General features: G+C 62.7%; 18 protein-coding genes and 1 tRNA gene. 11 read left to right on the forward strand and 8 right to left on the reverse strand.

Features of this window, described 5'->3' with window-relative positions; translation table 11 throughout:
• Positions 1-24 precede the first annotated feature (24 nt).
• The gene (locus ACQR1W_RS21270) at positions 25-1299 is read left to right on the forward strand and encodes a hypothetical protein (protein ID WP_434852627.1); all 1275 of its coding nucleotides are present in this window, start codon (positions 25-27) and stop codon (positions 1297-1299) included.
• 137 nt (positions 1300-1436) lie between these two features.
• Positions 1437-2777 (forward strand): hypothetical protein, encoded by a 1341-nt coding sequence (locus ACQR1W_RS21275; protein ID WP_434852628.1) that lies wholly within the window; start codon positions 1437-1439, stop codon positions 2775-2777.
• 20 nt (positions 2778-2797) lie between these two features.
• Here the strand turns inward: ACQR1W_RS21275 and ACQR1W_RS21280 are convergent, their stop codons facing one another.
• Positions 2798-3832, reverse strand: coding sequence for a hypothetical protein (locus ACQR1W_RS21280; RefSeq protein ID WP_434852629.1), 1035 nt, complete (start codon positions 3830-3832; stop codon positions 2798-2800).
• Positions 3833-3916: 84 nt separating this feature from the next.
• Positions 3917-4756, reverse strand: coding sequence for an MBL fold metallo-hydrolase (locus ACQR1W_RS21285; protein WP_434852630.1), 840 nt, complete (start codon positions 4754-4756; stop codon positions 3917-3919).
• Between the two features lie 722 nt (positions 4757-5478).
• Between ACQR1W_RS21285 and ACQR1W_RS21290 the strand changes: the two genes are divergently transcribed.
• Positions 5479-6318, forward strand: a complete 840-nt coding sequence (locus tag ACQR1W_RS21290; RefSeq protein ID WP_434852631.1) for a DUF1194 domain-containing protein — start codon at positions 5479-5481, stop codon at positions 6316-6318.
• 54 nt (positions 6319-6372) lie between these two features.
• Here the strand turns inward: ACQR1W_RS21290 and mgtA are convergent, their stop codons facing one another.
• Both mgtA and gcvA read right to left on the reverse strand, forming a co-directional pair.
• Positions 6373-9003: a magnesium-translocating P-type ATPase gene (gene mgtA, locus ACQR1W_RS21295; protein WP_434852632.1), complete on the reverse strand. Its 2631-nt coding sequence runs from the start codon at positions 9001-9003 to the stop codon at positions 6373-6375.
• A 209-nt stretch (positions 9004-9212) separates the two neighbouring features.
• Positions 9213-10127, reverse strand: a complete 915-nt coding sequence (gene gcvA / locus ACQR1W_RS21300) for a transcriptional regulator GcvA (RefSeq protein ID WP_434852633.1) — start codon at positions 10125-10127, stop codon at positions 9213-9215.
• A 242-nt stretch (positions 10128-10369) separates the two neighbouring features.
• On the opposite strand from gcvA, the gene ACQR1W_RS21305 reads away from it, so the two are divergent.
• The 4 genes from ACQR1W_RS21305 to ACQR1W_RS21320 all read left to right on the forward strand — a co-directional run bounded on the left by ACQR1W_RS21305 (position 10370) and on the right by ACQR1W_RS21320 (position 14286).
• Positions 10370-11140: an SDR family NAD(P)-dependent oxidoreductase gene (locus tag ACQR1W_RS21305; RefSeq protein ID WP_434852634.1), complete on the forward strand. Its 771-nt coding sequence runs from the start codon at positions 10370-10372 to the stop codon at positions 11138-11140.
• 28 nt (positions 11141-11168) lie between these two features.
• Entirely contained in the window at positions 11169-12314 is a 1146-nt protein-coding gene (locus ACQR1W_RS21310) for a flavin monoamine oxidase family protein (protein ID WP_434852635.1), read from the forward strand.
• A gap of 60 nt (positions 12315-12374) precedes the next feature.
• The gene (locus tag ACQR1W_RS21315; RefSeq protein WP_434852636.1) at positions 12375-13052 is read left to right on the forward strand and encodes a cupin domain-containing protein; all 678 of its coding nucleotides are present in this window, start codon (positions 12375-12377) and stop codon (positions 13050-13052) included.
• A 439-nt stretch (positions 13053-13491) separates the two neighbouring features.
• A complete protein-coding gene (locus ACQR1W_RS21320; protein WP_434852637.1) occupies positions 13492-14286 on the forward strand; it encodes an adenylate/guanylate cyclase domain-containing protein in 795 nt (264 codons plus the stop codon).
• A 193-nt stretch (positions 14287-14479) separates the two neighbouring features.
• Here the strand turns inward: ACQR1W_RS21320 and ACQR1W_RS21325 are convergent.
• Together ACQR1W_RS21325 and ACQR1W_RS21330 are read right to left on the reverse strand one after the other, a co-directional pair.
• Positions 14480-14555 (reverse strand) — tRNA-Ile (locus ACQR1W_RS21325).
• A gap of 165 nt (positions 14556-14720) precedes the next feature.
• Positions 14721-15692 carry a Bug family tripartite tricarboxylate transporter substrate binding protein gene (locus ACQR1W_RS21330; protein WP_434852638.1) on the reverse strand — a complete coding sequence of 324 codons (972 nt, stop codon included), beginning with the start codon at positions 15690-15692 and terminating at the stop codon, positions 14721-14723.
• 104 nt (positions 15693-15796) lie between these two features.
• Here ACQR1W_RS21330 and ACQR1W_RS21335 point away from each other — a divergent pair, with 104 nt between their 5' ends.
• The gene (locus ACQR1W_RS21335) at positions 15797-16789 is read left to right on the forward strand and encodes a TAXI family TRAP transporter solute-binding subunit (protein ID WP_434852639.1); all 993 of its coding nucleotides are present in this window, start codon (positions 15797-15799) and stop codon (positions 16787-16789) included.
• Between the two features lie 168 nt (positions 16790-16957).
• On the opposite strand, the gene ACQR1W_RS21340 is transcribed toward ACQR1W_RS21335, so the two are convergent.
• Both ACQR1W_RS21340 and ACQR1W_RS21345 read right to left on the reverse strand, forming a co-directional pair.
• Positions 16958-18139 (reverse strand): ABC transporter substrate-binding protein, encoded by a 1182-nt coding sequence (locus ACQR1W_RS21340; protein WP_434852975.1) that lies wholly within the window; start codon positions 18137-18139, stop codon positions 16958-16960.
• 115 nt (positions 18140-18254) lie between these two features.
• Positions 18255-19139, reverse strand: coding sequence for a substrate-binding domain-containing protein (locus ACQR1W_RS21345; RefSeq protein WP_434852640.1), 885 nt, complete (start codon positions 19137-19139; stop codon positions 18255-18257).
• A gap of 87 nt (positions 19140-19226) precedes the next feature.
• Between ACQR1W_RS21345 and ACQR1W_RS21350 the strand changes: the two genes are divergently transcribed.
• From ACQR1W_RS21350 to ACQR1W_RS21360, 3 genes are read left to right on the forward strand one after another with little or no spacing between them, the layout of a single operon-like run.
• Complete coding sequence (locus ACQR1W_RS21350) at positions 19227-19919, forward strand: ABC transporter permease (RefSeq protein ID WP_434852641.1); 693 nt, start codon at positions 19227-19229, stop codon at positions 19917-19919.
• A 3-nt stretch (positions 19920-19922) separates the two neighbouring features.
• A complete protein-coding gene (locus ACQR1W_RS21355; protein ID WP_434852642.1) occupies positions 19923-20645 on the forward strand; it encodes an ABC transporter ATP-binding protein in 723 nt (240 codons plus the stop codon).
• Between the two features lie 33 nt (positions 20646-20678).
• Positions 20679-21503: a substrate-binding domain-containing protein gene (locus ACQR1W_RS21360; RefSeq protein ID WP_434852976.1), complete on the forward strand. Its 825-nt coding sequence runs from the start codon at positions 20679-20681 to the stop codon at positions 21501-21503.
• Positions 21504-21685 lie beyond the last annotated feature (182 nt).

Raw genomic sequence — 21685 nt, forward strand, 5'->3', positions numbered from 1 at the left:
CGAGGCTGCGAGGAAAGCAACTTGATGCTGGAGGTCGCGCCAGCAGGAGCGGCTGCGCGTCTGGCCGCACGGTCGGGCTTTGCGGTCTGCGCTCTTACACTTGTGTCCGCGGTCTTTCTGCAAAAGATCGCGCTGCCTGGGACCGGCGGGTTATATCCGCTGAACCTCTTCGTGTTTCCTGCTGTGACGATCGCCGCCTTTCTCGCGGGCGTGCTCGAGATCAATACGACCGCGTTGGTCTGGTATGCGCTTTTCGTTTCGCTGGGAGCGTTGAGCACTGCGCTGTCACCCAGCCCGCATGTGTCCGCGCTGTCGCTGGGGTTCTTCGTGGTTGCGCAGTTTCCGCTGGTCTTCCGGAATGCCTCGTCCGAGGACTTTCAGCGTCGCATGATGAGCTTTCTCTCAACGGTCGGCTGCGTCTGCGCGCTGATCGGCGTTCTGCAATTCGTGGGACAGTTCGTCGTCGGACCTGACGTCGCGTTTTTTCTCGACAAGCACCTGCCGGAAAACGTGACCGTGGCCGGATACAATTCGCTGATTCCGCTCTACTGGTCGTCGCCCGTGTACAAGAGCAACGGGGTCTTCTTCCTGGAGCCATCCTTCTTCTGTCAATTTCTCGCTGTTGCGTTGGTCGCCGAATTGGTGCTCGGATCCACGGCGCTCCGGCTGGTTATCCTCACCGCCGGCCTCTTGTGCAGCTATTCAGGCACCGGATTGACGATGCTGGCGCTGTTCCTTCCATTCTATTTCCTGCGTCACGGGCACTCTCGGCTGTTTGTGTTCGCGGCGCTGCTCGGCCTTGTGCTGATCATGTTTGGTGACGCCTTGTCCCTCGATGCATTCACGCGGCGAATCAGTGAATTTTCGGATGTGCAGTCGAGCGGCTGGGCGCGCTTCCTGTCGATGTTCAGGGTGCTGCAGGAAGTGGTGTTCGCCAACGACCTGACGTTTTTCCTTGGACGGGGTCCGGGCACGGTGCAGGAGCAATTCAGGCTGTTGTCGTTCTACGCCTTCGATCCGACCTGGGGGAAGGTCATCTATGAATATGGCCTGCTGGGCGCGCTGGCTTACGTCAGGTTCTTTTATGTTGCCTTCTGCAGGGGACCTCGAGGCCTGCGTTTTGCGCTTGGCTATACTTACCTGTTCCTCGGTGGCTACCTGCTGAATCCGTCGATTCTGATGCAGCTCGCAGCTCTGGTGGTTTGGCTTGGCAAAACAGCCCCCGCAACAGATCAGGCGCGCGAAGGTGCACCCGAGGAGACCGGCCACATGTTCGTGCCGGCGCTGGGGACGAGATGACCGGCCGGCCGCCATGGACCGCGAACGACTCCGAACGTCTCCCAAAGGGCGAGGGCGAGCGAACGGTGTCTCAATCCGGGCTGAGCCGGCCAGTTGCCGGCCCCGAGACATATCTGAGCAGCACGATCCGCTCCCGGTTGAATCGGATCTCTCACAGCTCGCTCGCACTCTTCACGCTGAAGGGAGTCAATTCGGCGCTCACGGCGATATCCAATTTCGTCCTGGCGTATGTGCTGGTCCGGACGATCGGCCTCAATTCCTATGCCGTGATCGCGAGCCTGCTGGCCACGGCGGCGCTTGTCGTGCAGAGCGACCTCGGGATCACGGGGCTGACATTCTTCAAACTTCGCTCTCACTATCTCGCGGAAGCCGACAGAGACGACGCGAGCCAGGACGACCAGGACCTGGTTGCGACCATCGTGACGCTGTACATCGCGATCGGCGTTGTTTCGGTCATGATCTTGGCGGCCACGCTCGCCGCGGGGCTCCTTAAGGTCGCCCCTCACGGCCTCGCATATCTCCTGATCTTTGCCGGCGCAGTCTGCGCCTTGCCGCGCATGGCCCTTCGGGTGGCCGTCAATGCCAGGGATGGCTTCGTATGGACGGAAGCCGTCGATCTGGGCAGGCGCGTTGCGCTCCTGGCCGTGACCGTGGCAATGCTCCTCGGCCTTTCGTTTGTGTCGTATAGCGCGATCAGCCTGGCGATATGGGTGCTGTCGATTGCCGGGCTGCTCGGGCTGGCAAGGCTCTATGGCTTCATGCCGAGACGCGGCGCGTTTCTCAACGGAGTGCGCTTGCTTCGGAATGAAATCCGCGGGGTAGGGGCCACTGTCCTGCTGTCGCTGACCGACTTCATCATCAGCGTTTTCCCATACTATCTGCTCGCCGTGGCAGGCGATGCGATGGCGATTGTCGCATTCGATATGTTCTACAAGGTGACCCGCTTCGCAGTCATGAGCTATCTGATTGGTGCCGAGACCGTCCTGCCCCAGCAGACCCGCGCGGTCCACAACGAGGATGCCGCCGGATTGGTCCGGGCAACAGCAAAAGGGGTGATGATTGGATTGATGCCGATGACGGCGGGCATCCTCGCGATCGCGCTGTTCGGCGAACGGCTCTTCGGCCTCATTCTGAACCACAACGCGATCGTCTCGCCGGTCATGCGCATCGCGATCTGCGCGATGTTCGCCTTCATGCTGGTACAGACAACTTGCCAGATCGTGCTGATCGGCGTGGGGCGGTTCGGGGAGCTCGCCCGCCGATCATGTCTCACGCTCGGCGGCATGGTGCTGGTCAGCACGCTGATGGTGCTGCTTCACTGGACGATCGACACCTTCATCGTCGCCTATGTGATTGTCTATGGAGCGGGCTCGGTGCTCTACGCGGAATGTCTATATTCGTTGAGTTCTTCGCTGCGGAACAAGAGCGCGCGCGAAAAATCTCCGGAAGAGTTACAGGTCGGGACCGGCGAAATCTGACATCTCGGGGACGAAGGTTGTCAAGCACGAAGGTTGCGCAAGCTCTCGCGCGCGATACGTCTGAGCGGACCGCCGGGACGCTTGATCCGTCGCATCAGGCTGCCGCCGCTTTGATGGCGCAGGAGCTCCAGGAGACGCAGAGGTTCATGCACCGGCGGGTAGCGGTTGCGGGTGAGAGCGCCAAATCTTTGCAGGGCGGCACGATGCGATGGGCCGGTCGCCGCGCGACGCACCTGCTTTCGAACGTCCTGCTTTTTTGCCGTCCACCAGCTCGAAATCTCCGACTGCTTCCGGAGCAGGGAAGATTTGTCTGCGAGCGCATGTTGCGCGTAGGTGCGAGCAGCCTCCCAGCTTCTGAATGACGGGATGGGGTGCGGTCCGAACAGCCGCGTAAAATAGTCGATCGAGGCTCTGGTCTCGATGATCGGGATGCATCCGAGCTCGAGGCTCTCATAGAGCCGCCACGTCTCGAGAATGGCGTTCCCCATCGGACAAGGCGAAAACATCGTATTGTCGAGAACGTCATCGAACTCGGGCTTGCTCAGTTTTCTGCCACCGCTTCCGTAAATGGACGCGGTGCCGGTCAGGAAGTTCGGCTCCAACCCTGCGAAGGCGGCAGCCATGTCGGTTCGAGAGGCCTTGATCTCCCCGGTAAAGGACCAGACGTAAGGTCTTTCCGTGATCGGACGCACCGCGCCGGATGTTCTCGTGCCGTTGGCATACCCCTCCGGGATCGTCCATATCCCCTCGTGCCGTGCCAGTCCGGTTGCGAAGTTCCGGATCACCGCGTCGAAATGGCGGTAGAGCGCGTAGCCTCCCGAAAACCATTCGTCGCTGGTATGAAGCAGCACCAGGCGACGGCACCTCGCTCGGCACTCTTGGAAGTAGTCTTCGTATGCAGGCAGTGGTCGCGAATTGCTGCTGACGACATGAATGCAGTCATCATCGAAGCAGGTCAGCGCGAGGTCCGTGCATTCCTCCTCGACCAGATCTCCTAAGACATCACGCAGCCAGTCAACTTCCAGAAGGTTGTCGGCATGCCACACAAGTTTCATCTGGGGCGGTCCTCCGAGATGCGGATGAACGCGGTGCAGCGATCTTCGTTCCTGCCGCGATAGACAGCCGATGTCGGCGCCGTGTCATGGAGCGGCGGCCGAATAGTCCAGCGGCACCCATTGCCATTCGGCCCCCCTCGTACCGATGTGCCCGAGCCCGGGAAAGGGCAGATGCGCGGCTCCGATCAATGCCCTTTGCTTTGCGGCATTCTCAAGCATGTGTTCGCGAGTCGTCGCGGCGGCAGCGCCGTCCGTATCGAAGGCGGTCGCCACCTCGGGATTTGCGAGCTGTACCGCAGCGGCTACGATCTCATCGCCGGTCAGCCACAGAAGCTGCCCTTCGCTTTCGACGGCGTAGGCCGTATGCCCCGCCGTGTGCCCGTAGCTTCTGATCGAGCGGATTCCAGGGATGATTTCGGAGTCAGTTTCGAACGGTTGGTACCGTCCGGCGTCGATGTAGGGCGTGAGGCTGGCCACCACACTTTGGAATCTGGCCTTCGCTCCGTCCGGAGCCTTGTCGAGATTGTCCTTTGACAGCCAATAGTCCGACTCGCGTCTGTCGGCGTGTATCATCGCATTCGGAAATGCGCGCGCACCGTTCAACACGAGGCCTCCGATATGGTCCCGGTGCATGTGAGTCAGCAGGACGTCGTCGATCTGGTCCGGTTCGTAACCCGCGGCGCGAAGGTTCGATTGGAGCTTGCCGAGCCGCCCGCCGAAAAATTCCGCTCCACCGGTATCCACCAGAACAAGCCTTGATCCGGTGTTGATGAGAAAGGCGTTGACGGATGTCGGAACGGGATTTTCCAGAAACTCACTCTTGAGGGCGACTTCGGTATTGGTGGGGGGCTCATCGAGGAGCTTGACCAGGTCGACAGCTTGCGCTCCGTCATAAAGAGCGGTGATTTCGAAGCGACCCAACATCGTGCGAAAGAAGCCCGGCGCTGCAACCTTCGCAAAGGGGGCCGCAGCTGACGCCGAACTGACCGGGAGCGGACCGCTGCCTCCGCATATCAGAAGCCCGCAGGCCAACGCCGCCGCCCGCCATGAGATCCGCCATGCGTGATGCCGATACGTAGTCTCCAACATGACGCCGGGTCCTCCTCAAATCCGCTTGCCGCGTGATGGCCGCACACACGCCTCATGCAGAACCTCGGGATCAATTTGAAATCAATATCGCGTATACGAGGTATAGATATTTTGAGGAATATGCCGCTATCGAGCACATCGTTGTGGCGATGGCGGCGGATTTCGCGGCTTCATCGACGAGAGTATGGAACGCTTCGTCTTGAGCGCGAGCTGGCATCGGCGATTTAACAAGGAGCCAGGTCATATCTCGCTTCGCGAGCAGCTGGCCCTTTGCGTCATGGATTGAGCCAGGTTGGATTGAGCCAGATTGGATACTCAGATGGCTACGTCTTGCTTCGTGCATTGACCAGAGGCGGGGCATCACCTTTCGTGATGGATGGACCGCAACCCCAGGTGAACGGCGCCTCGGGCGCATTATCGGCGGGCGTGCGGGGCGTTTGGAAATACCGTCATGATTGTGGCTGCACTGCCATTAACTTCAACGTGAGCAGCATAACTTCCGCTTTGCAGCGGCGCAGCTCGCGTGTCACCATCGTTTCAAGATGCGGAGGTCCACTATGCGACGGTGTATCTCGATCGGAACGGTGCTGGTCGCTGGCATGCTTGCTGGCGCCGATATCACGAGCGTTGCGGCGCCGGGCCAAAGATCCGAAGTAGCAGACAAGCAAGCCGCGACCCCGGTGGATGTTGAGCTTGTCATTGCTGTCGACGTCTCCTATTCAATGGATCTGGACGAACTCGCCGTTCAGCGCGAGGGATATGCTCAGGCCATCACCTCCACGGAATTCTTGCAGGCGCTGCGGACGGGGCCGAACGCCAGGATTTCCCTGACCTATTTCGAATGGTCCGCGTCGAGCGACCAGAAGATCATCATTCCCTGGCGCGTGATCGAGGGGCCGGAGACGGCTGACGCCATCGCAAACGAAATCCTGCAGACGCCGGTCCGGCGCGGGTCGCGTACCTCGATCTCGGGTGCCATCCTGTTCGCGATGCCGCTGTTCGAGCAGGACCCGTACCGAGGACTGCGCCGCGTCATCGACATTTCAGGCGACGGCCCGAACAACAACGGTCCCCCGGTCACGTCCGTTCGCGATGAGGCGCTGGCGAAGGGGATCGTCATCAATGGCCTGCCGGTCATGGTGAAGGAGCCATCCTACTCGACGATGGATATCGACAATCTCGATTGGTATTATGAGGATTGTGTCATCGGCGGCCCGGGCTCTTTTGTGGTGCCGATCAAGGATCGCGATAATTTCAAGGAGGCGATCCGCGCCAAGTTGATCCGGGAGGTCGCGGACAGGACACCCGGACACCGGATGGTTCCGATCGCCGAAAAAGCGCCGCGCATCAGCTGCGCGATCGGCGAGAAGATCTGGCAGGATCGTTGGGGACGCTAGGGGGCCCGGCGCTCTGGCCGGCCGGACTAACTTGGATCGCACGACGCACGCCTGTCAAAGGCCCCATCTTCGCGTGAACCAGACCTTCACAAAGTGCGTAAGTATTGCGTACGTCAGCAGCAGGGCTCCCACCAGCGGCCAATAAGCCCACGGCAGTGGCACGAAGCCCAGGGCGGCGCCGGCCCAGGTAAAGGGCAACGTCATGCCGATCGTGCAGATGATCACTGTCGTCGCAATGAGCGCAGGACTTGCGTGGCTCTCGACGAACGGAATCCGTGCGGTTCTGATGATGTGAATGATCAGGGTCTGAGTCAGTAGCGATTCGACAAACCAGCCGGTTTGAAACAGATGCGGATTATTCCAGGCATCGAAGATAAAGAGCATCATGCCGTAGGTCGCGTAGTCAAAGATCGAGCTGATCGGTCCGATGAAGATCATGAACTTGAAGATGTTGCCGATGTCCCACTTTCGCGGAAGAGCCACATACTCATCGTCGACATTGTCGGTCGGAATCGTCGTCTGCGAGAAGTCATAAAGCAGATTGTTGGTCAGGACCTGGATCGGCGCCATCGGCAGGAACGGCAGGAAGATGCTTGCCCCGAGCACGCTGAACATGTTCCCGAAGTTCGAGCTCGCGCCCATCTTGATGTACTTGGTGATATTCGCGAAGATCTTGCGACCTTCCGTTACGCCCTCTTGAAGGACGAGAAGGCTCTTTTCGAGCAGGATGATGTCCGCCGATTCTTTTGCGATATCGACCGCGGTGTCCACCGAGATGCCGACATCAGCGACTTTCAGGGCTGGACTATCGTTGATACCGTCGCCGAGGAATCCGACGACGTGTCCCTTGGCGTGAAGGGCCTGCACCACTCTTTCCTTCTGCTCCGGGTTCAGTTTGGCGAAAACCGTCGTGCGGTCGGCGACCTCGGCCAGTTCAGCATCGCTCATCTGGCCGATCCGGTTGCCCAGCATAATTTCGCCTGGCTCCAGTTGAACCTCATGGCAGATCTTGCGTGTAATGACCTCGTTGTCGCCGGTGAGGACCTTGATCTGAACGCCTTTCCGCGCGAGCGCCGCGATGGCCTCCCTTGCGCTTTCTTTCGGGGGATCCAGAAAGGCGATGTATCCGAGAAGCGTCAGGTCTGCCTCATCCTCGACCGAATACACCGTCTTCGAGGGGGCCATCTCCTTGTAGGCCACCGCAACGACACGAAATCCGTCGGAATTCAAGACGCTGGTCTGCTGTTTGGCTGTCTCAAAGTGGGTTTCGTCGAGCCGGCCCACCTCACCATTCAGCGAGTAGTTCGAGCAGACGGCGAAAATCTCCTCGACCGCGCCCTTGCAGATCAGCAGATGCTTCGTGCCATCGCGCCTGACCACCACGGAAAGCCGCCGGCGTGTGAAGTCAAAGGGGATTTCGTCGACTTTCGAATAGCCTCCGTCAGCCCGCAATCGTTGATCGAGTTCGGCGTGCGCAAGCACCGCCTTGTCGAGGAGGTTCTTCAACCCGGATTGGAAATGGCTGTTCAAGAACGCGTATTGGAGCACTTCATCCGAGTCATTTCCCTCGATATCGATGTGCCGTTTGAGAATAATTCGATCCTGCGTGAGGGTGCCCGTCTTGTCGGTGCACAACACGTCCATCGCCCCGAAATTCTGAATGGCATTCAGCCTCTTGACGATCACCTTCTTGCGCGACATTGCGATCGCGCCCTTGGCGAGATTGACCGTCACGATCATCGGCAGCATTTCGGGCGTGAGGCCGACGGCCACCGCGACCGCGAAAAGCAGCGCCTCCAGCCAATCGTGCTTGGTCAGGCCGTTGATCAGGAAAACGGCAGGGACCATCACGAGGATGAAGCGGATCATCAGCCAGGTGAACCTGTTGACGCCCTGGTCGAAGGCGGTCGGAACGCGGCGGCCTGCAATCTCGTGGGCAAGCTGGCCGAAGAAGGTGCTTCGGCCGGTTCGCAAGATCACTCCGGTGCCGTAGCCCGAAACAACATTGGCTCCCATGAAGCAGACATTCGGCAGGTCGAGGGGGTCCTCGTGCTCTGACGTGCAGCATTTGCCGTGCTTCTCGGCGGGCATGGATTCACCCGTCAAGACGGCCTGATTGACGAACAGATCCCTGGCATCGAGCAGGCGCAGATCAGCCGGAATCATGTCTCCGGCGGAGAGCCGCACCACATCCCCCGGCACGAGATGATCGATAGGAATCTCGGTGAACGGATCATCCGATTGGCTGGGCCTGCGTCTGACACTGGCGGTGGTGTGAACCATGGCCCGCAGCCGGGCTGCAGCCTCGTTGGAGCGGTGCTCCTGGATGAAGGCTGTTGTAATCGCCAGCACGACCATCGCAGCAATCACAATTGCTGCGCGTACGTCGCCCAGGAAATAGGAGACCACAGCCAGCGTCAGGAGCAGCGCATTCAACGGATTGCGCGCGCGATTCCAGATCTCCTCGGGAATGGTTGGCTTGCGTTCCCGCGCAACGAGGTTCGGTCCGAGCTTCTTCAGCCGCGCGGCCGCGTCGGCAGCGAGTATTCCTTCCGGTGTCGAACCCATCTCCGTGCAGGCGTCGCCGGGCTCAAGGTGGCTCATTGCGGCAAGCCAGCCGTGGTTCACCGCCGCATCGGCGCCATGGTGGTCAATCTTCTTCATCGGCTTCGACAGCAAGTGCATGGTGTTGGATCCGCTGAGGGATTGACGAAACCTATACAATCATCATTGCGCCGCACCATGTTGCGGGAGATCAAGCGGCTGGCACGCCAGGGCGTCGCCACGGCATCCCGGAAATATCACAGCTCGTCTGCGCGCTCTCGAATGAGCGAGAGCAGGAATAGAGGTCGGATCGTCGGTCGAAGCGGCCTTGCCGCAGCAGCGGCCTGCCTCTATGCCATCGACGCCTCCGCGACGAGCCAGTCGCGGAAGGCAACCAGTCTCGCCAGCGCGGCACACTCCGGACGATAGACCACGTAGTATGCAAGCGCCGAGGCCAACTCGACCTTGGGAAAGAGCCGCACCAAGCGGCCCGCCGCCAGGTCGTCACGCGCCATGATACTGCGAGCCAACGCGACGCCGTGTCCGTCGATCGCTGCCTGCAGGACCGCGGCCGAATTATTGATCCGCAATCCCCGTTTCGTTGCGACATCCGGCGCATCGGCTTTCTCCAGCCAGGTACTCCATGTCGCGAAACCGGCTCGGGCATCCACTGACAGATCATGAATGAGCGTCTGAGCGGCCAGATCGGCTGGCGTCCGTAGCCGTCGGTTCCGGCGCAACAGCGTCGGCGAGCAGACCGGATAGATCTCCTCGTCCATGAGTTTTTCGGCAGTCAAGCCGGGCCAAATCCCGGCGCCATACCGCACCCCGATATCGATCCCTTGCGCGACGAAATCCAGCAGCTTGAGGCTGGTATCGAGCCGCAGGTCAATATCCGGCCATAACGCCTGGAAGCGATCGATGCGCGGCAGCAGCCACTTGGCCGCAAAGGCGGGGCTGACCGTAACCGTCAGCACGCCGTTTGCCGAGCCCTCCTTGAGGCGTTCAAGGCCCAGACTCAATCGGTCGAACCCGGCGCGTATGTCCGGCAGCGCGCGCTGAGCGATCTCGGTCAGGACCAGCCTGGCCCGCCCGCTGGGACTTCGGTGAAATAGCGATGTGCCGAGCCACTCCTCGAGACTCCGCACGAGTTGTCCAACGGCCGCGGGCGTCACGTTGAGTTCCGAAGCCGCGGCGGAAAAGCTCTCGTGCCTGGCACTGGCCTCGAAAGCCCGGAGCGCGTTCAAAAAGATCGGTGATCTCATCCAAAAAGATTTTCTTTAGCGGACGGAAAGAACTTCAGATTTGCGACGCGCTGCGCGTCTGTCAATAACAATCAACGAAAGCCATTTGAGGCTCATGCAAAAGGGCAGAGGTGCCGAGATGTGGATTGCATCCTGCTTCGGCGGCGGCCGGTGCACCGAATAGTTTTTCTTCTAGATGAGGCGTCATCCCGACGCTGGCCTGAGTTGGCAAGCCGAGAGATGCGCGGAGGAGAGGCGGGAATATGATGCGTTTCGAAGGAAAAGTGGTCGCCGTCACCGGCGGTGGCTCAGGTATCGGCAAGGAAGCCGCCGCGCGCTTCCTCGCCGAAGGCGCGAAGGTCGCGATCAACGGGCGCGATGCCGCGAAATTGCTGGCGGCCGCTCGTGAGATCGATCCGGGTGGTGAGAAAGTCATCATATCGGCCGGCGATATCGCCAATCCCGAAACTGGCGCGGCGTTGGTAGGGGCTGCGGTTGCCCGCTTCGGAAAGCTGGACGTCCTGGTCAACAACGCCGGGGTTTTCAACCCGAAGCCTTTCCTCGAACTCACCGAGGCGGACTACGACTGGTATCTCGACACGATCCTGAAGGGGAAGTTCTTTGCGGCCCAGGCCGCAGCAAGAGCCATGAAGGACAGGGGTGGCGCCATCGTCCAGACGGGCTCGATGTGGGCGATCCAGGCAATCGGCGCTACGCCTTCGGCGGCTTATTCCGCCGCCAATGCCGGCGTTCATGCGATGGTGCGCAATCTCGCGATCGAACTGGCCCGATATAAGATCCGCATCAATGCCGTCGCGCCTGCCGTCGTGGAAACTCCGGTCTACAATACTTTCATGTCCGACGAGCAGGTGAAGCAAGTGCTTCCGAGCTTCGACGCCTTCCATCCGCTCGGCCGCAATGGCCAACCGCGGGACGTGGCCGAGGCCATTCTGTTTCTTGCTTCTGACCAGGCGTCCTGGATCACCGGCACCGTACTTCCCGTTGACGGTGGCGTCACCGCCGGCCGCCAATAATTGGACCAGCAGTTAGGGAGAATTCAGTGTGTCGTCATCGGATGCTGCTGTTCTGATCGTCGGAGGGGGCCTTGCCGGTCTGACCGTGGCCCATCTGATCCACCGTGCGGGGATCGATTTTCGACTGTTGGAAGCGCGAGGAAGGCTCGGAGGACGTATCCTGTCGGTCGACGAGTCGGGCCAAGCCTCGTGCGATGGGTTCGATCTCGGTCCGTCCTGGTTCTGGCCCGACGTGCAGCCGTCCTTCAGTCGGCTCGTCGACGGCCTTGGACTGGCCAGCTTCGCTCAGCAGAGTGGCGGTGACATCGTCTTACATCGACTGCCTCTCGAAGCCCCCCGGCGGTTCGGGGGACTAAGCGGAGCGTCCCCTTCCATGCGGCTCGTCGGCGGCACGGCTTCGATTATATCGGCGCTCGCCGCTGGCCTTCCGGACGGGAATATCGAGCTCAACGCCCGAGTGACTGGCGCGATGCTGGACGGCGATGATGTCGAGCTATCCTTCATCGACGCTGGCGGCGCTGAAAGGAGTTACCGGTCATCGCAAGTCGTCTTCGCGCTCCCGCCGCGTCTGCTTGAAGCGGCCGTCTCGTTTACCCCTCGAATTGATCAAACGTCGGCGCGACGCTGGCGCGATACGCCGACGTGGATGGCACCGCATGCGAAGTTCTTCGCGCTATACGATCGGCCATTCTGGCTTGAGAAGGGTCTGTCGGGCACGGCGCAAAGCATGGTGGGACCGCTCGCCGAAGTGCACGATGCTACGACTGCCTCCGGCAAAGCCGCATTGTTCGGCTTTCTCGGCCTACCCGCGGAAGACCGCGCTTCGCTGGGGGAGGCAGCGATCATCGCGTCCTGCATCCAGCAATTGGCTCTCCTGTTCGACTCGAAGGCCGCCGAGGTTCGCGCTACTCTCTTCAAGGATTGGGCGGCCGATCCCCTCACGGCCACGGACCGGGACCGAATCGCGGCCGTTCATCCCGTCGCGGATCGTGGCCCATGGGTCGGTGAAGGATGGCGCGACCGCATCGTTCTGGCCGGTAGCGAGACGAGCGCTCGCGAGCCGGGATATCTCGCCGGTGCCGTCCATGCAGCGGAAGGCGCCGCCGCTTCGCTAGTCGCACGTCTGCGAACGACGCGCGTCGGCGGTCGAGCCTCATTCGAAGGAAACCTCTGACGAGATGAGATCCGGCCAGACCAAGTTGAGAATGATGTTGACCACGAAAGGAGGGGTGCCATGCGTATCAATGATGATCTGACGGTTCCTGTGATCGTTCACGCCGCGGAGCTCCCGTGGAAAGCGAGCCCGGCGGCGGGTGTCGATCGGCGGATGCTGTTCCGCATCGGTGACGAGGTGGCGCGCGCCACCTCCATCGTGCGATACGCACCTCACAGTGCGTTTCCCCGCCATACGCACGGCGGCGGCGAGGAGATCGTCGTTCTCGACGGCGTGTTCCAGGATGAGCACGGCGATTACCCGGCCGGCAGCTACTTCCGCAATCCTCCGGGGACCTCGCACGTTCCCGCGTCGAAGGACGGCTGCACGATCTTCGTCCGGCTTTGGCAATTCCGGGACGGCGATCGTGAGCAGATCGTGTGGCGGCCCGCGGAGGATCGTCTGATGAAGCCGAGACTGGGCGCGGCGAGCGCGATTGAATTGTTCGACGACGGATTCGAAAACGTACGTCTCGAGAGCTGGGCACCCGACGAGACGATCATGATCAACAATGTACGCGGGCTTGAAGCGCTTGTTCTCGCGGGGAGCTTGTCGATTGGCGATCAGATGCTGACATCGCAAAGCTGGATCCGCTTGCCGGCTGGCAATGCGTTGCGCGCCGTCGCCGGCTCGGACGGCGCTAAATTCTGGTTGAAGGACGCGCCCTTGCTTCATCCCGACGTCTGCCGACTGCCTTGAATTCTGTCGGGTGATCGGGAGCGGAGGCATCTCCGTCTGGGGCGGTAGCTCAGAGCGGGCTCTACGCTTGGGGGCAGCTGATCCTGTCGCGGCGGCCAAGTCTACCGTGGTGGCCCCGCCCGCCACGGCCTTGCGCAGCGTCTCCCGCTCACGGCAGCGATCGTCGATCTTCGTCCGCTTAGGCGATAGCAAGAAGCTCCGCCGACGCCATCGAGCGCTGCAATGGCGGCGGCGGTCGGTACGCAGGCGGCTGCGAAGAGAAACGCCGGCAGTTAGCTCGCCGGCGTCCACACGTCGGGCGTGCGCCGCACGCTTTTCTGCGATCGGACACACATGCCGGACATCATTTGCTCGAAGTAGAGCTGTTGCCAACATGGAAATGTACGACTACGCTTGACTGCCGGTATGCCCAAACGGTCTTTCGATCGGCCGCACGTTCATGTCCAAGTTTCTTCGCATCGGAGTCCATCAGTCGAACGTTTCCGGATACACGTCAAAGGCATGGTGTGTTCGACGGGTTGGCTCGACGGTTTTCCTGAAGTGGGGCGCCGTAGAGGTCCGTGGCGCCGGCGATGGGCGAAAGGTCTACTGGACGCTTACACCGAGGGTGAAAGCAATTCGGTGCGGCACGGCGGAGCGTGCCAAAGGCTATGCAAAAGCCGCGATCGCGCGGCGACGCAACCATCGCTATGAACCGCTGGCAGGACCTATTGCGATCCGCCGCAAATCCGCCGGCCGTGGCGCCGAACTCGAACAAGCGCTCGCGACGATCCTCTTTGTCGATATCGTTCGCTCCACCGAAAAAGCCGCGCGACTCGGCGATTCCCGCTGGACGCTGGTGATGAGCCACTATTACGCCGCGGTCCGCAGAGAACTGAAGACCTTGCGCGGAAAGGAGGTCGTGACGACGGGAGACGGAATGCTCGCGACCTTCAAGGCGCCGGTTGCCGCTGTCCGTTGCGCGACCGCGATCCAGGAGGCGGTGCGCACGCTGGGCCTGGAAATCAGGGTGGGGCTTCATGCGGGCGAATACAAAGTGAGCGGAGCCGAGGTCGTCGGTCTCGCGTTTCATATCGGCGCGCGCGTCGCCGCGAAAGCGCGTGGCGGGGAAGTGCTCGTCTCGAGCGCAGTGAAGGATCTGATGTCGCAGTCCGGTATCCGCTTCAAGGATCGCGGCGTTCATCAACTCAAAGGCGTGCCGAAGCGATGGCGCCTGTATCGGGTCGAACCTTGAGGTGTTCTGCAGAGTGGGCAACGGTTTTGCTCGGCCAGTTCGTGCGAGAGCCCCCACCGCATTCATGATCGAGAGCGAAGACCATAGGTGAGAGTGCAGTCCCTCGACCGAAGAAGCGCGGAGCGATGGCACGGGGCGTTTCTCGTGGGTCAACTCAGCGGAACAAGGGGCTGTACCGAGTAAGCCACTGATGTGGTGGGCCCGGCAGGACTCGAACCTGCAACCAGACCGTTATGAGCGGCCGGCTCTAACCATTGAGCTACAGGCCCCGCGACGCTGGCGCCCCGCACAAAAGCCTCTCCGCGGACCAGCACGGGCTGATCCGAAGCTGCTGGCGGGGGAACCGGGCGACGGTGCCGGCCTCGTTTACAGCGTGGGCCGCGATCCCGCAATGCCGCCGCCGGGCCGAACCACAGCCGCAACGGCCCGGCCCGTCAATCCACCGACACGCCGGCGAATTCGACCACCTTGCGCCATTTCTCGGTCTCGTCAGCCACCAGCTTGCCGAACTCCTCCGGCGCCATGGCGCGCGGGATGCCGCCGGTCTCGGCCAGCCGCGCTACCAGTTTGGGGTCCTTCAGCGCCTGCTCGACGGCCTTGTTGAGGATACCGACGATCTCGGGCGGCGTACCCTTGGGGGCCGAAATGCCGTAGAACCCGACCGATTCGTAGCCCGGGATGGTCTCGGCGATCGCCGGCACGTCCGGCACCGTCGGCCAGCGCTGGGGCGAGGTGACGCCGAGCGCGCGCACGCTGCCGCCGCGGGCCTGCTCCAGCGCGCTCGGCAGGTTGTCGAAGATCAGCTGCACCTTGTCGGAGATGATATCGGGAAAGGCGAGCGCCGAGCCGCGATAGGGCACGTGCAGCATGTCGCATTTGGTCATTGCCTTGAACAGCTCGGCCGACATGTGCACCGAGGTGCCGTTGCCGGAGGAGGCATAGGAGATCTTGCCGGGATTGGCGCGGCAATAGTCGATGAACTCCTGCACCGTTGTTGCCGGCACCGCATTGCTGACCACCAGCATGTTGGTGAGCTGCATGATGCTGGCGACCGGGACGGTGTCGCGGAGGAAATCGTAGGACAGCTTCTTGTAGAGCGAGGTGCTGATCGCGTTGTTCGGCGCGACGAACAGCAGCGTATAGCCATCGGGCGGCGAATTGATCGCGGCTGCCGCGGCGATGTTGCCGCCCGAACCGGTGCGGTTCTCGACCACGAATTGCTGGCCGAAATGGTCGGACAGCCACTGCGCCATGATGCGCGCGACCACGTCGACCGGGCCGCCCGGCGCGAAGCCGATCAGCCAGCGCACCGGATGATCCGGATAGCCGGCGGCGGCCGGCAGCGGCCGCAAGGTGATGCCGATCAGGACAACGAGGCCGAACAGAATCGCACGCGATCTCCTCATCGGTCTTCCTCCTCGAAACTCTTGTCGTTGTGATCGGGCTCATGCTTCCATAAAGCGGCGCCGTTGCCTACAAGCTCGCTGTCGCGGAGAGCGGATGGTGGATCATGAGGCCTGTCGGTGTCGTTTGCATAACCCTCTACATGACCCTTGCGCTGCTCAGCGGCAGCGCTGCAGCGCAGCAGGGAGAAACCGCCATCACCAGCGCCACAACCAGCAAGGCCGCGATCAGCCTGGGAACCGCGACACCGGGCGGCGGCTTCCCGCTTTACGGCGATGCCTTTGCTAAAGCCATGAATGCGGGCGATCCGTCGCTGGAGATCGTTCCGCGTAACACCAAGGGCAGCAATGAGAACATCCCGCTGCTCGAGCAGGGCGAGCTCGACCTCGGCCTGGTCGCGGGCGAGCCGGCCTATCAGGCCTTCATGGGCATCGACCGGCCGCCGACCCGGCTGAAGATCCTGACCGCGATTTTTTCAAGTCCCGGCCTGTTCGTCGTGCGCGCCGACAGCCCATACAGGACCATTCGCGATCTGATCGGGCAGACCGTTGTGTTCGGCGCCAAGGGCTCCGGCCTGCCGATCATGTCGCGCTACATCCTCGACGGTCTCGGCCTGAAGCAGGATACGGATTTCAAGGCGATCTATCTCGACCGCGCCGGCGACGGGCCGGCCATGGTCCAGGATGGTCGTGCGGCGGCGCTGTGGGGCGCGGGCACCGGCTGGCCGGGCTTTGTCGCAATGGCGAACAGTGCCGGCGGCGCGCGTTTCATCGCGCCTTCGGCGGACGAGATCGCAATGGTGCGCGCCAAGCACAGCTTCTTAAAGTCGCTGACGGTGCCGGCGAACAGCTATCCAGGGCAGCGCGAACCGATCGCGTCGCTCGGCTCCTGGAGCTTCGTCCTGGTGCGCGAGACCCTGCCGGACGACGTCGCCTATCGTCTCGCCCGCACGCTGCACGGTGCGGAAACGACGCTTTGTCAGACGCTGGCGCAGGCCTGCGAGACCACGGCCGCGAATACGGTCGCGGCCGCGCCAAGCGTCGATCTCATTCATCCGGGTGTGCTGAAGTACTTCAAGGAGATTGGCGCCGCCAAATAGCACGCCGTCGTCCCGGCGAACGCCGGGACGACGGCGTGATACTGGTTCTGGAGCGTGACGCTTATCGCGCTGCATCCCTCCATCATCGCCGTCGGTCGTTATCAGTCCCCGCGTCTCGCGCGCAATTGCGCGCTAGGCGGGGACAATTCCTTCACCGTGGCCCCAGCGTCACTTCTTCACCAGCGGACACGCCGGATCGGGCGGGCCGAATGCGTCCTCGCCGGAGATCGTCGCCAGGATCTTGTAATAGTCCCACGGATATTTACTCTCCTCCGGCGACTTGACCTGCACCAGCACCAGATCATGCACCATCAGATTGTCGGCACGGAGCTTGCCATGGCGCGCGAAGAAATCCTCGACCGGCGTCTCGCGCATCTTCGCCGCCACCGCGAGCGGGTCGTCGCTGCCCGTGGCCTTGATCGCGTTCAGATAGTGGGTGACGGCGGAATAGACGCCGGCCTGCCACATCGTCGGCATCCGGTTCATCTTGGCAAAATAGCGCTTCGACCATTCGCGGGTCTTGTCGTCCATGTCCCAGTAGAACGAGGTGGTCAGCAGCAGGCCCTGCGCCGCGGGCAGGCCGAGCGAATGGATGTCGGTGATCAGCGCCAGCAGCGCCGCCATCTGCTGGCCGCCCTTCATCACGCCGAACTCGGCCGCCGTCTTGATCTCGTTGATGTTGTTCGGGGGCCCAGCGGCGATGCCGATGATCCTGGCCTTGGAGGCCTGCGCCTGCAGGATGAAGGACGACAGATCAGGCGTGGCGAAGGGCGGCCGCACCGAGCCCACCACCTTGCCGCCATTGGCGGTCACGACGCTCGAGGCATCGCGCTCCAGCGAATGGCCGAAGGCGTAGTCATCGGTGATGAAGAACCAGCTGTCGCCGCCGCGCTTCACCACCTCCTTGGCGGTGCCGGTGGCGAGCGCGCGGGTGTCGAACACCCACTGCATGGCGTAGGGTGAGCAAAATTTGCCGTGGAAATCGGCCGCGCCGGTCGACTGGGTGATGAACAGCCGCTTCTTCTCGTTGGCGATGGTCTGCACCGCTAATCCGACCGCGGAGACCGGAACATCGACGATCAGGTCGACCTGCTCGGTGTCGTACCAGCGCCGGGCGATCGCTGCGCCAATATCTGCCTTGAGCTGATGGTCGCCGACGATGACGCTGATCGGCTTGTCCAAGACCTTGCCGCCGAAATCGTCGACGGCCATCTGCGCGGCCGTGACCGAGCCCTGTCCGGTCGGCGTCGACGCCGGGCCGTTCATGTCGGAGAGCACACCGATCTTGACGATGCCGTCGGAAATCTCGGCGCGCGCTGTTGGTGCGATCAAGAGCACGGCCGCGGCCATGAGCGCGGCTTTGCTCGCTCGTTCGACGTCGATGATTGGCAATCCGTCCTCCCCGATGTGTCCGGCTCTTTCGGCCGGTCGTTCCTTTGTGCAGTGAACCTGCCGCGTCAGTCAATCAGGCCGCGAAGCGGATCTGTCCGGCGGGAGAGGTATCATAGCCGGTGAGTTCGGTGGCGCGCTCCCGGGTGCGCTTCTCTGCCAGGAAGCGGATCAGCGCCTGCATGGGCGGACGGAAATAGCTGCGCTGCCGCATCAGGAGATCGAAGTTCTCCCAGGTGAGCGGCACGAAATCGAGCCCGGCCGCCTTGGCCGCTGCGCGGGTTGCGATGCCGCAATCGGCGTTGCCATTGCGGATCGCCGCAGCCAGGTCCGGGCCGGTGAGGCAGGGCGGCTCGCCTCGCTTCACATCCTTCAGGCTGGCGCCGGCGCGAGCGAGCAGCGATTCCAGCAGCAGCTGCGCGCCTGCGCCGGGTTGGCGCATGGCGACGACCGCGCCGGAGGCAAGCACATCGGCCAAGCTCGCGAGGTGACGCGGATTGCTCGGCGCCACCAGCAGCCCCTGTTCCCGCCTGACAACCCCGACCAGCACCGCGTCGTAAAGCCCCGGCATCGCCCTGACGGCTGCGACGTTGGCGTCATCCCGGGCCGGCTCGCCGCCGTGAAAGTGGATAGCGGTCGCAATCACCTCGCCGCGCTGCAGCCGTTCGACACCGCGCATCGTGCCCTCGTTCAGCGAGGCCAGCGCCGAGCCGGATTCACGGAGGCTCCATTCGAGCAGATCGTCCTGGCTGCCGCCGACGATTGGCGGTGGATCGGCCACTGGCATGCCGGGTGGCCGCGCCATGCCGGCCTGCACCCAAAGGTCGAGCTCGTGGCGCGGGAACAGCCACTTCCCCGTCACCTTGCTGCAGGGGATTGCACCCGATGTCACCAATTCATAGAGCTTGCGCTCGCCCAGGCGCAGGTAGTCGGCTGCTTCGCTGGTGGTGAGGAACTCCATCCTGCACCTATATGCATATTTCTGGTCCTCTTCAATTATTTGACAGGCTCTGGAATCTGTGCCGAACAAGGCTATCCGGAGCAGCGGATGACGGATCACGGCAGTGCTTGGGAGTTGATTGCGAACGGCGACGCGACATTGTTCGCGATCGTCCGGTTGTCGCTGATCGTCAGTCTCGCCGCCGTCGCGTTCTCAGCATTGATCGGCATGCCGCTTGGCGCCTGGCTGGCGCTGACCCGGTTTCCAGGCCGTGAGGCGGTGGTGGTCGCGCTGAATGCGATGATGGGTCTGCCGCCGGTGGTGGTGGGATTGGCGGTCTATCTGTTGCTGTCGCGCTCGGGTCCGCTCGGCGAGCTCGGCATCCTGTTCACGCCGAGCGCGATGGTGATCGCACAGACCGTGCTGATCATCCCGATCATCGCGGCGCTGACGCGCCAGACCATCGCCGACCTCTGGGTCGAATATCGCGATGAACTCGCGGCGATGGCGGTCGGCCCGGTCGGGCGGGTAACGACGCTGTTGTGGGACGCGCGCTACAGCCTGCTCACGGCGCTGCTGGCCGGCTTCGGCCGCGCCGCCGCCGAGGTCGGCGCCGTCATGATCGTCGGCGGCAATATCGATGGCTTCACGCGCACCATGACCACGGCGGTAGCGCTCGAGACCTCCAAAGGCAATCTGCCGCTCGCGCTGGGTTTGGGACTTGTCCTTCTCGCCATCGTGGTGGCGATCAACGCAGCCGCCTGGGCGATGCGCGCCTGGTCGGAACGGCAGGCGGGTTAGATCATGCGTGCGCCCTCGAGCGACCTGCCGCTGGTTCTTGACGAGGTGTCGCTGCGGGTCGGCGCCACCGCGCTGCTCGACCGCGTCAGCCTCCGGATTACGCCGGGTGCCCCGACCTTGATTGTCGGACCCAACGGCTCCGGCAAGACCAGCCTGTTGCGGCTGTGCATGGGCCTGGTGGGCCCGAGCCAAGGGCACGTCTCCTGGGGCGGGCGCGAGGTCAGTGCGCCGGCGCGGCGCGCCTTCGTGTTTCAGCGACCGGCGATGCTGCGGCGAAGCGCCGCCGCCAATGTGGATTACGCGCTTGTCCAAGCGGGTGTGCCGCGCGGCGAACGTCCCGCGCGTATTGCCGAACTGCTCGGGCGGGTTGGCCTGACCGATCTCGCCGAACGTCCGGCGCGACGGCTGTCCGGCGGTGAGCAGCAGCGGCTGGCCGTGGCGCGCGCGCTGGCGCGCAATCCCGAAATCCTGTTCCTGGACGAGCCGACCGCAAGCCTTGATCCGGCCGCGACACGTGCGCTGGAAGACATCGTGCTGACCGCGGCGCAGTCCGGCATCAAGATCGTGATGACCACGCATGACCTCGGCCAGGTGCGCAGGCTCGCCGGCGACGTGATCTTCATGGTGCGCGGCGCCGTGCGCCAACGCAGCCTCGTCATCGACTTCCTCGACAATCCGGCCACGCCGGAAGCCGCGGCGTTCATCCGCGGCGATCTTGTGCTCTGAACGCTCATCATCAAGATCAAGAAGGCTATCGTGATGCGCTCTCGCTTCGCCTCTCTCCTCGTCGTCAGCTTGGTCGCGGCCTGGACCGCACTTGCGCCTGCGAGCGCGGAGGACCGCTCGATCGTGGTCGCTTCCACCACATCGACCCAGGATTCCGGCCTGTTCGGCTATCTGCTGCCGCTGTTCAAGGCCAAGACCGGCATCGACGTGAAGGTGGTCGCGCAAGGCACGGGACAGGCGCTCGACACCGCGCGGCGCGGCGATGCCGACGTGGTCTTCGTCCACGCCAAGCCGCAGGAACAGAAGTTCCTGGCCGAAGGCTTTGGCGTGAAGCGCTACGACGTGATGTATAACGACTTTGTGCTGATCGGACCGAGCAGCGATCCGGCGGCTGTGAAGGGCAACGACATCCTGGCGGCGTTCAAGGCGATCGCCGCCAAGGCTGCGCCCTTCGTCTCGCGTGGCGACCGCTCCGGCACCCATCAGGCCGAGCTGGCACTCTGGAAGGACGCCGGCATCGACATCACTGCGCAGAGGGGGCCGTGGTACCGCGAGATCGGGCAGGGCATGGGCGCAGCGCTCAATACCGCCAGCGCAATGAACGCCTATGTGCTCTCTGATCGCGGCACCTGGATCTCGTTCAAGAACCGCGGGGATCTCGCGATCGTCGTCGAGGGCGACACCCATCTGTTCAACCAGTATGGCGTCATGCTGGTGAACCCGGAGAAATTCCCGCATGTGAAGAAGGAAGACGGGCAGGCCTTCGTCGACTGGCTGATCTCGCCGGACGGCCAGACCGCGATCGCCAACTACAAGATCGACGGCCAGCAGCTGTTCTTTCCGAACGCGAAGCCGTGATCAGTAGTTGGGAGCGGTTGCCGCAGGTGCGGTTCTCTCCCCTCCCCCTTGCGGGGAGGGGTCGGGGGTGGGGGGCCACGGCGGCAGTGTCGCTTGGGGCACCCCCCACCCCAACCCTCTCAGCGCAAGCGCAGCTCGTCGCGCCCCGCAAGAGGGGAGGGAGTTCACCGTCGCCGTGGCTG

The organism is Bradyrhizobium sp. HKCCYLS1011, assembly GCF_051167795.1.
Taxonomy (GTDB): Bacteria; Pseudomonadota; Alphaproteobacteria; order Rhizobiales; family Xanthobacteraceae; genus Bradyrhizobium.